11 protein-coding genes and 1 pseudogene are annotated in these 13,340 nt (G+C 44.9%); 5 read left to right on the plus strand and 7 right to left on the minus strand.

Annotated elements, in window-relative coordinates; genetic code table 11:
- From A3756_RS09420 to A3756_RS09440, 5 genes and pseudogenes are all read right to left on the minus strand, one after another.
- Positions 1–331 (minus strand): annotated as a pseudogene (locus tag A3756_RS09420) (AMIN domain-containing protein); the annotation flags it as partial.
- Between the two features lie 88 nt (positions 332–419).
- The gene (locus A3756_RS09425) at positions 420–959 is read right to left on the minus strand and encodes a pilus assembly protein PilP (protein WP_068506594.1); all 540 of its coding nucleotides are present in this window, start codon (positions 957–959) and stop codon (positions 420–422) included.
- Positions 959–1,645, minus strand: a complete 687-nt coding sequence (locus A3756_RS09430; protein ID WP_082865054.1) for a type 4a pilus biogenesis protein PilO — start codon at positions 1,643–1,645, stop codon at positions 959–961. Before A3756_RS09430 ends, A3756_RS09425 begins: the two co-directional genes overlap by 1 nt.
- Complete coding sequence (locus A3756_RS09435; RefSeq protein WP_068553392.1) at positions 1,645–2,229, minus strand: PilN domain-containing protein; 585 nt, start codon at positions 2,227–2,229, stop codon at positions 1,645–1,647. The genes A3756_RS09430 and A3756_RS09435 overlap by 1 nt, the downstream gene beginning before the upstream one ends.
- Positions 2,229–3,293: a pilus assembly protein PilM gene (locus A3756_RS09440; RefSeq protein WP_068553397.1), complete on the minus strand. Its 1,065-nt coding sequence runs from the start codon at positions 3,291–3,293 to the stop codon at positions 2,229–2,231. Before A3756_RS09440 ends, A3756_RS09435 begins: the two co-directional genes overlap by 1 nt.
- 182 nt (positions 3,294–3,475) lie before the next feature.
- Here A3756_RS09440 and A3756_RS09445 point away from each other — a divergent pair, with 182 nt between their 5' ends.
- A complete protein-coding gene (locus A3756_RS09445) occupies positions 3,476–5,929 on the plus strand; it encodes a penicillin-binding protein 1A (RefSeq protein WP_068553393.1) in 2,454 nt (817 codons plus the stop codon).
- A gap of 129 nt (positions 5,930–6,058) precedes the next feature.
- Here the strand turns inward: A3756_RS09445 and A3756_RS09450 are convergent, their stop codons facing one another.
- Positions 6,059–7,321 carry a malic enzyme-like NAD(P)-binding protein gene (locus tag A3756_RS09450; RefSeq protein WP_197470071.1) on the minus strand — a complete coding sequence of 421 codons (1,263 nt, stop codon included), beginning with the start codon at positions 7,319–7,321 and terminating at the stop codon, positions 6,059–6,061.
- 235 nt (positions 7,322–7,556) lie between these two features.
- Entirely contained in the window at positions 7,557–7,769 is a 213-nt protein-coding gene (gene rpmE / locus A3756_RS09455) for a 50S ribosomal protein L31 (RefSeq protein WP_068509060.1), read from the minus strand.
- 292 nt (positions 7,770–8,061) lie between these two features.
- On the opposite strand from rpmE, the gene A3756_RS09460 reads away from it, so the two are divergent.
- The 4 genes from A3756_RS09460 to hslV all read left to right on the plus strand — a co-directional run.
- Positions 8,062–10,272, plus strand: a complete 2,211-nt coding sequence (locus A3756_RS09460) for a primosomal protein N' (protein ID WP_068553394.1) — start codon at positions 8,062–8,064, stop codon at positions 10,270–10,272.
- A gap of 135 nt (positions 10,273–10,407) precedes the next feature.
- Positions 10,408–12,099 (plus strand): arginine--tRNA ligase, encoded by a 1,692-nt coding sequence (gene argS, locus A3756_RS09465; RefSeq protein WP_068553395.1) that lies wholly within the window; start codon positions 10,408–10,410, stop codon positions 12,097–12,099.
- Between the two features lie 33 nt (positions 12,100–12,132).
- Positions 12,133–12,798 (plus strand): SPOR domain-containing protein, encoded by a 666-nt coding sequence (locus A3756_RS09470; protein WP_082865176.1) that lies wholly within the window; start codon positions 12,133–12,135, stop codon positions 12,796–12,798.
- Between the two features lie 143 nt (positions 12,799–12,941).
- Positions 12,942–13,340, plus strand: a 399-nt coding sequence (gene hslV / locus A3756_RS09475; protein ID WP_197481260.1) for an ATP-dependent protease subunit HslV, incomplete at its 3' end; no start/stop codon positions are given.

The raw sequence follows: 13,340 nt of genomic DNA on the forward strand, positions 1-13,340 counted from the left end.
AGGGCACTAAGTCAACTAAATCAAGAATTACACGGGTTCGGTCCTTGGTGCCGATTACAGTCATGCGTTTCGCATTTCCCATACCAAGATTATGGTATTTCTCTGCCAGCTTACTGCTAGCACCCGGTAAATCGAGCGCTATTCTTGCTGGTTTTTCAATCGTATAGCCATTCACTTCCGGCGGCGTTTCATCAAAAATCAAGGAAATTTCAACTCGATCTCCAGGCAGAGAAGCAAAGCTAACATCGTTAAGGTTAGCGGCATTTGCATTCATTACTGCAAAGAAGCAAACTCCAATCAGGGTTATTAATTTACGCGTCTGAAGGACCATTTCTGTAAACCTTAATATTCTACTTACTTTTGACTTAAACATGTTTGCTCTATTTGATATATCATTCATTATTCCCAAGCCCCCTTAATTACTGATCGTCCAGCGAGATGGTTCGCGGCCTTTCAAGCCAGCCGCCATATCCGTTGGGAACAATTTCAATCAAATCAATCTGACCAACTCTTACATCTACAATTCGGCCATGGTTTTTACCCATATACTGCCCAACCTTGGCCATATGTACGCTCTGCAACTCATCAGCAATCAGCGCCCACAAAATATCTTGTTCATTTCGCTGAAGCGTACCAACCATTTTTAACTGCCCTAGAGAGTATGACTCCAGAACCTCAGGAACTCGATCAAAATCCGGCTTAACGTTACTTTGATCTTTTTGTATCTCTACCACGCTTACCACAACATCTTCAGGCGGCAAAAAAGGTGAACGTCTATTCGCAGCACTGTATGTAAATGCTCTATATACTTGTACTTCAGGCAAAGCCTCTATTTTTCCACGCGGCTTGGCATCAGCCTCTGCCATAAAGCGATCTAAATCACCAAAGCCACTACTCGTACCACAACCACTCAATAGAACACTTGATACGAGCACGAGAGACAAGAAAATTTTATTCATTATCTTCTCCTCCCTTTCTTCTTCTTAGATTGCCTACTTTTTTCTCTGTCTGCCTCAGTACCATAACGATATGTCTTCGCTTGCACAGTCATTTGCAGCTTATGACTGCTGCGCCCCTGACTATTTCCTTTAGACTTACTCTGCATCTTGGAAATATTCATATCATGCAAAGTCACGATTCGAGGCAAGCTTGCAACACCACTCACAAAAGACGCAATGTCATGATAAGTGCCGGCAACCACGATCTCCATTGGCAATTCAACATAGAACTCTTTAGAAACCTCGGGTTTCAACTGAATAGACTCAATTTCTAAGCCACTTCCCAGCCCGGTATTGGTAATATCTTCAAGTAGACCCGGAACCTCTGTTTTTGCAGGTAACTGCTTAAGAAGCACACCAAAAGATTTTTTCATGTCGTCCATCTGCAGACGAAAAGCCTCCAGATTTGCCACTTTATACGCTCTACTTTCATATTGTTGCTTCAAGTTTGCTTCTTCTGCAGCGACTCTATCAAATTCAGTATATTGATCCTGAATCAGGAAGAAATAACCGCCTACAATCAATACTAAAAATACAACAACTAAAACGACCGCTTTAACAGGTGCAGGCCATGAGCCTGCATTATTAAAGTCTATATCATTGGGATCAAAGCCTTTCAGGCTTTCCATAGATTCAGAAAAACCCACTATTTAGTCCCCTTTTCACTTGATTCCTGATCTTCAGCTAACTCAGGCGTCACCTGCTTAACACTAAGATCAAAACTATTTAGAGTCCCGTCATCACCTTTAATCGCACTCACGTCTTTCAGATTAGGGTTAGAAAACCAGACTGATGTTTCAAAGTTTCGCATCAAACCTGAAATACGGTTATTAGATTCAGCCAAACCCGTAATCTCTATGAGATCCTCTTTTCGCTCAAGGCTTTCATAATAAAGACCATCTGGAAGTGTTCTCACCAACTCATCCATCACACGAACGATAACCGGGCGTGTTCCCTGTAAGTCCTGAATGACCTTCATTCTATCCAAAAGCTCTTTCTTTTCTTTTTTCAGCTCTTTGATCTCTTTAATTTTCTTATCCAGCTCAGCCATTGAAGAGCTTAAATAATTATTTCGAGACTTTTGAGTTTCAATTTCGGAACTAACATAGTCTTGCCACAGGAATACAAGTACCACTGCAACAACAAGGACACCGATCAACGAGGTAATAAAATTCCTCTGTTTCTCGGCTCGGAGTTCTTCTCGCCACGGCCTAAGGTTAATAGAAGGCATTAATCAAAACTCCTCATAGCCAAACCACAAGCAATCATCAAAGAAGGTGCATCATTACTTAAAGCAGACGCATTCACCTTCGAGCTTAGGGTCATATCAACGAAAGGGTTAGCCACTATAGTCTTGATCCCTGCTTTCTCTTCAACCAGTTCTACAAGTCCATTTATTGACGCAACACCACCAGCAAGCACGACATAATCGACTTCATTATATTGGCTTGAGGAAAAGAAGAACTGTAATGAACGGGCGACTTGTTGAACGACTGCCTCTTTGAAAGGAGCTAAGACTTCACGCTCGTAGTCATCTGGCAAGCCACCTTGCTTTTTAGCTAGCCCGGCCTCTTCAAAAGATAAGCCATAACGTCGCTGAATTTCTTCTGTCAGTTGACGCCCACCAAATAACTGCTCTCTTGTATAGATCGTTTTGCCATCGGCAAGTACGCTCAATGTCGTCATCGTTGAGCCAACATCGACAATTGCGACTGTCTGCTCTTCACCTTCAACGCCAATTTGCGAACCGACAAGTTCAAAGGATCGTTCAATTGCGTAAGCTTCGATATCGATAACTTTCGATGTTAAGCCACCAATTTCCAGGGCTTCTTCCCGAAGTTCAACATTCTCTTTTCGACAAGCAGCTAATAATATATCAACCTGGTCAGCGCCCGACTCTGACTCGCCAAGCACTTCAAAGTCGATAGCCACTTCATCAAGAGGATAAGGTATATATTGATCAGCCTCGACAACGATCATATTTTCCAGCTCAGACTCGTTAAGCCCACCCGCCATTTGTATGGTTTTGGTGATAACAGCTGAACCCGCAACGGCAGCAGAAGCTAATCGACTATTAGCACGCGAGCGAGTCACCACCTTTCCGATGACTTCACCAACCAACTCCGAGTCATTAATATTCTTCTCTACTACGCAGTTACTAGGTAGCGGTTCCACGGCGTAACTCTCTACGCGGAACTTTTCACCATTCTTTGACAACTCCAATAATTTTACTGAAGAAGAACTGATATCGATTCCTAACAAGGAATCTTTTTTCTTTCCAAATAATCCAAACACGCGAAAACCCATTAAATTAATGGCAGCTACTTTGATTGAGATGTACTTATGAATCTATTATTCACACCTCAATGTACATTTTTTTACTTATAACACTCTAAAAAGACGTATAATCCTACAATTCTTAAATTAAAGCTATTTCTCAGATAATAGCTGTATATTTCTAACTTGCTAGGAAAAACATGTTTCGTTTTGTGAGACTCTTGAGCTTTTCAGCTTGGTCCTTGGCCGCAATGATATCTGGTGCCTTTTTCTTAATGGCCTCTTTCTTCCTTTATTTGACGCCAACACTTCCTGATGCCGAGCAACTTAAGCACACCCAATTACAAACACCCTTACGTATTTACTCACTTGATAGCAAAAGCATAGCCGAGTTCGGCGAAAAGAGAAGAAAGCCAATAAATATTGGTGACGCGCCTCAAAATTTGCTTAATGCCTTTATCGCAGCCGAGGATAATCGTTTTTTTGAGCACCGCGGAATAGATATAAAAGGCCTGGCTCGCGCAGCCACTCAGTTAGTTACCACAGGAAGAATTCAAACTGGCGGCAGTACCATCACCATGCAGGTTGCCAAAAACTTTTTTCTTTCCAGAGAAAAAACCTTCATCCGAAAGTTCAATGAAATTTTTTTAGCGATTCAGATTGAGCAATCTCTCTCCAAACAAGAAATCCTAGAACTTTATTTAAACAAGATTTATTTAGGTAATAGAGCCTACGGTGTTCATGCAGCTGCACAAGTCTATTATGGAAAGCCTATTGATGAATTAAACCTGGCACAAATGGCGATGATCGCGGGCCTTCCTAAAGCACCGTCTCGGTACAACCCCTTAGCCAATGCCAAACGAGCTAAAATCAGAAGAAACTGGATCCTGGACAGGATGCTTGATTTGGAGATGATCGATTCAGAACAACACGCTGAAGCAAAATCCTCTCTCATTACAGCCAGCTACCATGGCGGAAGCTCGGAACTTTATGCTCCTTATGTTGCTGAAATGGCGAGAAGAGAAGTTATTAATCGCTACGGTTCTGATGCATACACTTCTGGCATGCGTGTCTTCCTAACCGTAGACAGCAAACTACAAGAAGCAGCCTCACGCGCGGTCAAAAAAGGCTTGGAAGACTACGACAAGCGTCACGGCTACCGAGGCCCAATAAAAACCTTGGACATTAGCTCTGAAGAAGCAATCGAAAGCGCGATCAGTGAACTACGCTCCATCAAAACCCCACGTCAACACCAAGCAGCGCTGGTATTAGAAGTATCTCAAGATAGCGCCAAATTATCACTCAAAGATGGCCAGGAAAAGACCTTGCTACGCGAGCAGGCCGAATGGGCAAGAAAATACGAGACCGTTGACCGAAGAGGTCCTGCCATCAAAAGCCTGGAAGACATACTTCAAACCGGTGACGTGATTCAAGTGACCACGTCAAACACAGAAACCAGCAATGAAGACGGCGAAACGGCAATGGCAGAAATCATCCACCTAAGCCAACTTCCGGAGGCACAAGGCGCCCTTATTTCGATCAACCCCGACAACGGAGCAATCAAGGCACTGGTTGGCGGCTATGACTTTGCCATGAGCCACTACAACCGCGCGACACAAGCCAAACGACAACCAGGTTCCAACTTCAAAGCCTTTGTTTATTTGGCAGCGATAGAAAACGGGACCACCGCTGCAAGCCTTATCAACGATGCCCCAATCGTATTTGAGGACGACAATCTGGAAGCGGCATGGCGGCCCGAGAACTCTAGCGGTAAGTTTTATGGCCCAACCCGGATCCGAAAAGCACTGTATAATTCCCGCAACCTGGTATCTATTCGGCTCCTAAAAGAAACTGGCGTCCGAAAAACACTGAACACCATTGAGAAATTCGGTTTTGACAAAAAAGACCTACCCAGAGATTTGTCTCTCGCGCTTGGCAGCGCCGGACTCCCCCCTATCAGCATCGCCAGAGGATATGCAATGATAGCCAACGGCGGCTACAAAATTGATACCCATCTGATATCTCATATCGAAGATAATGAGGGGAACATAATTTTCAAAAACACGGCTCCCATCGTATGCCGTGAAAACTGCCTCACTCAACAAAGCTCAGAAGAGATTGACAACAAAGAGACTAACGAGGAAATCACCTACGCCCCGCGCATCGCCGATGAACGCGATATATATATTCTTCACTCAATGCTAAAAGACGTTATCACAAAAGGTACCGGCAGAAAGGCTCTACAACTAAAACGTAAAGACCTGGCAGGCAAGACTGGCACAACAAATGACCAAAAGGATGCATGGTTTTCCGGCTTCAACACTCAGCTAGAAACTAGCGTCTGGGTTGGTTTTGATAAGCCGCAAACACTAGGAAGGAGAGAATACGGGTCTCGCGCCGCGCTACCAATATGGAATGACTTTATGGCAGTCGCTCTAGAAGGCACACCAAACGCCAACTTGCCCCAACCTGACGGCCTGGTAACCGTTCGGATAAACAAAGAAACAGGCGAGCAAGCTCTGCCCGGCACAGACAACGCCATGTTCGAGATATTCAGAAAAGAGCTAGCACCGAAAAAGCCTAGAACCTTGCCACCTGCATTTGAACACAAAGAAAGCACACAACCTCAAATCGCTCCAGAAGATATCTTCTAACTAGCAAGAGCCTTCACGACACCACCCCATTCTACTCTAGACAAAATATAGAGACATAAAAAAACCGGTACTTTCCAGCACCGGTTTTTTTGTTTTCTTTAGAACTTTTGGCTCTAAAGAGTTAAGCCATTAGATATCTTCTAAAGACTTAAGTGGGTAGTTTGCAGGAAGTGGACCTTCCGCAGCACCCGTATCGATCGCTGCTTGAGCAACCGCAGTAGATACAATACCCAACAAACGGGAATCTGTCGCTTTTGGAATGATGTACTCTTTACCGAATTCCATTGAATCCACACCGTAAGCGTCTAGAACTTCCTTAGTTACAGGCTCTTTTGCTAGATTAGCAAGTGCTTTAGCAGCAGCCAGCTTCATCTCTTCATTGATAGCTGTTGCACGAACATCCAACGCACCACGGAAGATAAATGGGAAGCCAAGAACGTTGTTTACCTGGTTAGGGTAATCAGAACGACCTGTTGCCATAACAGCATCTGGACGAGATTCTGCAACCACTTCAGGCATGATTTCTGGAACCGGGTTAGCACATGCAAAGATGATTGGGTTTGGAGCCATCTTCTTAATTTGTTCACCAGTCACCATATCAGGACCAGATAGACCCAAGAAGATATCAGCACCGTCTAGCGCATCGTCAAACGTACGCTTGTCAGTATCTACTGCAAACATTGCCTTGTACTGGTTTAGATCATCACGACCAGAGTGGATAACACCTTTACGATCACACATGAAGATGTTTTCTGGCTTCATACCCGCAAGGGTAAGTAGCTTAGAACAAGAAATTGCAGCAGCACCGGCACCTAGTACCGCCATTTTTGCTTCTTCAATTTTCTTGCCTTGAATTTCAAGTGCGTTCAATGCACCTGCAACCGTTACGATAGCAGTACCGTGCTGGTCATCGTGGAAAACTGGAATGTTGCACTGCTCTTTAAGCGTACGCTCGATTTCAAAACACTCAGGTGCTTTAATGTCTTCTAGGTTAATGCCACCAAAAGTAATCGCAATACGACGCACTGTGTCGATAAATGCTTGAGGGCTTTCAGATTCAACTTCGATGTCGATTGAATCAACGCCAGCAAAACGTTTGAAAAGAAGAGACTTACCTTCCATTACAGGCTTAGAAGCCAAAGGACCTAAGTCACCCAGACCAAGAATCGCAGTACCATCAGTAATAACCGCTACCAAGTTACCTTTAGCAGTGTACTTATATGCATTTTCCGGGTCAGCAGCAATTTCCTTAACTGGCTCTGCAACACCTGGGCTATAAGCCAAAGAAAGGTCGCGAGAGGTTTGAGCAGGAGTAGAAAGTTCTACGCTGATTTTCCCTGGCTTCGGGAACTCATGGTAATCTAGAGCATCTTGTTTGAAATCTGACATTATATTCTACCGTTTTGGTTTTTCCGTTTAGGTTCTTTCAGGGACATTAAAGCCCTAAAGCCTGTCCGCGGCGCACATTATGACATCACTTATTACCTATGGACAATTATCAAATGATAATACGCCGTAACTTTTTTATTGTCATTTGACCGAAATCATCAAATAACCAGACGAAAAAAGAGCGACAAGCGCTCTTTTTCGGAATATCTTAGTTCTTTGGCAACTCGCCAAACAAAGCTTAGCCGCCGATACGGCTGCCGAAACGCTTCTTGAACTTATCAATACGACCACCTGTATCCATTACTTTCTGCTTACCAGTATAGAATGGGTGACATGCTGAACATACGTCCAGAGTAATATCTTTACATAGCGTAGAACGTGTTTTAATAACGTTACCACAACCACATTTTGCTTCGATTTCCTGGTAATCAGGATGAATAGCTTCTTTCATTGCACACCTCTAATTCAATTATGCCGCCACCTTACACTTATCACTCTTCTTTTAGCTTATAAAAAACCAGAAGAGCCGTTAAGGCACCGCACGAAAGGGGGCTTCCCATCTATCTTTACACCTTCAAACTTGCCTTGAAAACAAATTTTTAGACAAAAGACAGAGTGACTGCCAATTTTTAAGACGGCGCATATTAACAAAATAAACACAATAAGCAAGCATCGTTTATTTCATTTTTGAAATGCACTAGAATTTAGCCTCCTACTTCTAAGAGATTTCCTTCGTATCTTGCATGATCATCACCGTTGCAGTCCCCACCCCTTTATTTCGCTGCTTTGATTATCTGCCGCCTGATAAGATAAACCCTGAATATCTTGTGGAAGGGAGCAGGGTTCTCGTTCCCTTTGGGCCAAGAAAGTTAGTTGGCATTATCACTAAAATACAAAATACCCCTTCGGCTCATGAGGGGAAAATCAAGAACGCCTTGGCGCTTCTAGATCCATCACCCACTTTTCCAAGCGTTTTGATGCAGCTGCTAAACTGGGCCTCAAGCTATTATTGTCACCCTATTGGAGATTGTTTCGCGACCGCCCTGCCCGGAGCACTTAGAACAACCTCTGCAAAGCAAGGCGCGTTGGTCAAAAGCATAGAGCTAAGCAAATGGTATCGCAGCCCCAAACAGTTTGAAGGTAGAGCGAATGCAACCAAGCAAATAGAGATACTCGACTATCTCGAAAGCAACCCTGAAGGCGTTTGGCTCGATACACTCAAAGCTATGAGATATAGCAACAGTCAACTCAAAAACCTGGAAGGCGCAGGCTACATATATAAAGAAGTCTATGACCCCCTGAGCGCGGAAAAAGAACAACAAAGCAAAGCGCCCATTCAAAGCAAAACCCTCAATACCGAGCAAAAGCTTGCAGTTGAGACAATTCTTAACGCCGATGCAACTATCAATGCAACCCTACTTCAGGGTGTAACGGGCAGCGGCAAAACTGAAGTTTATATCGAATGCGTAAAGAAACAGCTTGAACAAGGTAAACAGGCCCTCATTCTCATCCCAGAAATTAACCTCAGCCCACAAACGCTACTCAGGTTCCAGAGTCAGCTGAGCACACCTATTGGCGTCATTCACTCTGGCATGAGCCATAAAGAGAAATATACTAGCTGGTTTTTAGCAAAAGAAGGCATTGCACGCGTCATCATCGGCACCCGTTCAGCAATTTTTACTCCCTTCAAAGAGCTCGGAATAATTATCGTAGATGAAGAGCATGACCCCTCCTACAAGCAGATTGATAATTTCAAATATTCAGCACGAGATCTATCAGTCAAACGCGGACAGATTGAACAATGCAAAGTGGTGCTAGGAAGTGCAACACCATCACTTGAAAGCCTCTATAACGTTAAGCTAGGTCGCTATCAGCTAGCTTTAATGCAAGAACGCGCCGGCGCAGGCCAAACACCGGAAATGTTTCTAATCGATATCCGCAGCCGTCCTCTGGAGAATGGTTGTTCTCGCCCCTTGAAGCAGCGAATCGGAGAAGAGCTTGCTCAAGGCAACCAAGTAATCATATTCCAAAACCGCAGAGGCTTTTCACCAACACTAATGTGTAATAGCTGCGGTTGGCTCGCCCAGTGCCCTCACTGTGATGCACGCCTTACTGTTCATAGTCGCCCACCTCAGCTACATTGCCATCACTGCAATCATAAAGAAATCATTCCAAGAGCCTGTCATGAATGCAACCACACAAGTCTGACACCACTTGGCGCAGGCACCGAAAGACTAGAGTTTGGACTGCAGGCACAATTCCCGAGCGCCAGCGTGGTGCGTATTGACAGAGACAGCATAAAGAACCAAAAACAAATGACTGAGCTAGTCGAGCAAATCAATAAGGGAGAGCCTTGCTTGTTGATTGGCACACAAATGCTCGCAAAAGGGCATGACTTTCATAACGTCACCCTGGTCGCCATCATCGATGCCGACGCCAGTTTTTTTAGCGCCGACTATCGAGCCATTGAGCGCAGCGCACAGCAACTTTTACAGGTTTCAGGGCGCACGGGCCGCGGTAACAAGCATGGCACAGTGCTCATCCAGACACGCCAACCAGAACACCCCATCTTTGAACCTATTCTGCGTAGTGACTATACAAGCATTGCTCAGCAGGAGCTTGAAGAGCGCCAATATTGCGAGCTGCCGCCTTTCTCAAAAATGCTCACTATCCGGGCTGAGTCAGCCAAGGCTGAGGCAAACCTTGAAGAGTTGAGTTCAATTAAAAACTTGGTGCTAGCAAGTTACTCTAACGAGGCAGCGATACAAATATCGGGCCCCATTGAAGCAAATATCGCCAGAAAGTCTGGAATCTACCGAAGCTACTTGCATTTATTTATTTCAGATATGAAGGCTCGCTCGCAGCTTGTACATAGCTTGCGCTGTTATCTAGATTCGCGTAAATCCCATAAAACCAAGCTATATATCGACGCAGACCCCCTCGATTACGTCTAATAGCAATACTTGGAGTCAGAGTAAAAAGCGCACTTTTTACTCTAACTCCAAGTATTAGCGTTTAAATCTTGAACGGAATCATAGATAATACGCCCCCTTTTAATTTCCCATTGGCTTTTGTAAATCTGGACGCGCATGAAAGAACTGATAATTGAACTTGTACAAACGGTTGTGACTGAACTTAGCAACGAGAACGTCATTCCTTCGGACGCGAGTTATAAGATCAATATTGATGCGACAAAAGATAAAGCGCATGGCGACTATGCCTCGAATATAGGGCTAGTCTTAGCCAAGCAGGCCAAGATGCCACCTCGAGCGCTTGCTGAGCAAATCGTTGAAAAGATCACCGCTCAAAATAATGCAAGCGTAGACAAAATTGAAATTGCTGGCCCTGGCTTCATCAACTTTTTTATGAGCTCCGCCAGCAGCTTTGCCGTCCTCAGTTCAATTATTGAAAATGCGGATAAATATGGACACAACAACTCAGGTAAAGACCAAAAAGTTCAAGTCGAGTTTGTTTCCGCTAATCCTACCGGCCCATTGCATGTAGGGCATGGCCGTGGCGCAGCAGTCGGTGACAGCATTTGCAGACTTCTCGGTGCAAATGGCTGGGATGTGACCAGCGAGTTCTATTACAACGATGCTGGCCAACAAATCAATAACCTGGCTCTATCTGTTCAAGCTCGCTGCAAAGGTTTAACACCTGAAGACCCAAGCTGGCCAGAAGATGGCTATCGCGGGCACTATATTATTGAGCTTGCTGAAAGCTTTATGAACGGTGAAACCATCGAGTCTGCCGACCAGAGCTTTACAGGTACCAAAAACGCTGACGACCTGGAAGATATCAGACACTTTGCTGTCGCCTATTTAAGAAGAGAGCAAGATCTAGACCTAAAAGCCTTTGACGTTGATTTCGATGTTTATTTCCTTGAAAGCTCTCTCTATAGCGATGGTAAAGTCGAAAAAGCAGTGGAAGCTCTGATTGAAAATGGCTATACCTACGAGAAAGATGGCGCGCTTTGGTTGCGAACGACAGACTTTGGCGACGACAAAGATCGTGTTATGCGCAAAACTGAAGGCGGCTACACTTACTTTGTGCCAGACGTAGCCTATCACCTCGACAAGTGGCAACGTGGCTTTACTCGCGTCATAAATGAACAGGGTGCCGACCACCACAGTACAATCACTCGCGTTCGAGCAGGCCTACAAGCATTGAAGCAAGATATACCTGAAGGCTGGCCTGATTATGTTCTTCACCAAATGGTGACTGTCATGAAAGGCGGCGAAGAGGTGAAGCTATCCAAACGTGCCGGCAGCTACGTCACATTGCGAGACTTGATCGAAGAAGTTGGCCGCGATGCCACTCGCTACTTCCTGGTCGCACGCGCTCCCAGCTCACAACTAACATTCGATATTGACCTGGCTCGCAGCCAGTCAAATGACAACCCTGTGTACTATATCCAATATGCACACGCTCGAATTAGCAGTATTTTTAGAAAGGTTTTAGCAGCTTCTCCAGAGTGGTCTGCCGAAGACGGCCTAGCCAACCTAGAGCAGCTAAGCGTTGAAAGCGAACGTAAACTAGCAAACACGCTGGCTAGCTTCCCTGAAGTTGTCAGCATTGCGGGAGAGCAAAATGCGCCTCATCAAATTGCAAACTACCTCTATAGTTTGGCGAGCGACTTCCATACCTACTACAATTCAAATATTGTAATGGTTGAAGATAGTAAAATTAGAGATGCTCGTGCAGTGCTTTGCCTAAGCATCCAGCAAGTATTGAGAAACGGGCTTAAGCTACTAGGGGTTAGCGCTCCTGAAGAAATGTAATCACACCCGATAAACTATTGACGCGTTGATCATATGACTCAAGATTTTGCTAAGCCCTCGACCACTAAAAAGCCCGGAGCACCCAAGACAAAAAAAGGTTCTTCGGGAAAGTCTGGCGGGGCTAAAAGCAGCGCGAGCAAGAAGGCCAGCGGAGCAAGCCCTAAAGAAGTGCCAAGCTCAGCGCCGGTAAAAAACCGTACACCATTTTTTCTTTCCCTAATTGTACTGGTCTGTGCTTTTGCCTATGGCTTGTATTTTTTACAGTCTATTCCGCCCACTGAAACACCCGAGAAACAGCCAACAATATCCAAAAAATCCCCTTCTGCCAGCAAAAGCACGCCCGCCGAAGAAGCACCGGCAAAGCGTTTCAACTTTTACGATATCCTTCCAGAATCGACAGTGACTGCACCGAAGGTAGAAGAGTATCGCTTCAAACAAAAATCAGGCAGTGAAGACTACTTCTATGTGATTCAAACTGGCTCATTCAAAAACCGGGCAGATGCCGAGCGCCAAAAAGCCACTATCGCCTTTAAGGGCTTAAAAGCCAATATTGAAACAGTTACCAATGATAAAGGTACTGTCTGGCACCGAGTTAAAACCGGACCATTCACCAACCGTAGTAAGTTAAATAGCGCCCTGGATAAACTTGTATCTCTTAATATCCAGCCTCTCGTCAAGAAAGTAAAAAAAGATAGCTAAAGCGCCTTCTTAACGCTTGATATCTCTTCAAGCGACTCCATATAAAAACTTTCGCTGCTGCAATACATCGCTTAATCGCAGCTGGCAGTATTTAGTCAAAACACCAATTGAGCCACTTGGCCGCATTGGTGAACGCAAACTTTGTGGAGAAGTTCATGACAACCATCTTATCAGTCCGCCGCGAAGGCGAAGTTGCTCTTGGCGGCGACGGTCAGGTTTCGCTCGGAAACACCATCATGAAAGGCAACGCTAAAAAAGTGCGCCGACTCTATGACGGCAAAGTCATCGCCGGGTTTGCAGGCGGCACAGCAGATGCTTTCACATTGTTTGAACGTTTTGAAGCGCAACTAGAGAAACATCAAGGCAATCTTGTTAAAGCTGCCGTTGAGCTAGCCAAAGACTGGCGCACAGATCGCGCACTCAGAAAGCTTGAAGCATTGCTTGCCGTGGCAGACGAAAACAACTCTCTTATCATCACCGGTAATGGCGATGTAATAGAGCCTGAAGATAGCCTGATTGCAATTGGCTCTGGCGGCCCTTTC

The organism is Oleiphilus sp. HI0086, from assembly GCF_001635225.1.

Excerpts from the sequence above, each read along its gene's own strand:
- rpmE (WP_068509060.1), bottom strand. The coding sequence starts at position 7,769 with ATGAAAGAAGCTATTCATCCTGATTACCAGGAAATCGAAGCAAAATGT.
- A3756_RS09425 (WP_068506594.1), bottom strand. The coding sequence starts at position 959 with ATGAATAAAATTTTCTTGTCTCTCGTGCTCGTATCAAGTGTTCTATTG.
- argS (WP_068553395.1), top strand. The coding sequence starts at position 10,408 with ATGAAAGAACTGATAATTGAACTTGTACAAACGGTTGTGACTGAACTT.
- A3756_RS09470 (WP_082865176.1), top strand. The coding sequence starts at position 12,133 with ATGACTCAAGATTTTGCTAAGCCCTCGACCACTAAAAAGCCCGGAGCA.
- A3756_RS09460 (WP_068553394.1), top strand. The coding sequence starts at position 8,062 with ATGATCATCACCGTTGCAGTCCCCACCCCTTTATTTCGCTGCTTTGAT.
- A3756_RS09435 (WP_068553392.1), bottom strand. The coding sequence starts at position 2,229 with ATGCCTTCTATTAACCTTAGGCCGTGGCGAGAAGAACTCCGAGCCGAG.
- A3756_RS09445 (WP_068553393.1), top strand. The coding sequence starts at position 3,476 with ATGTTTCGTTTTGTGAGACTCTTGAGCTTTTCAGCTTGGTCCTTGGCC.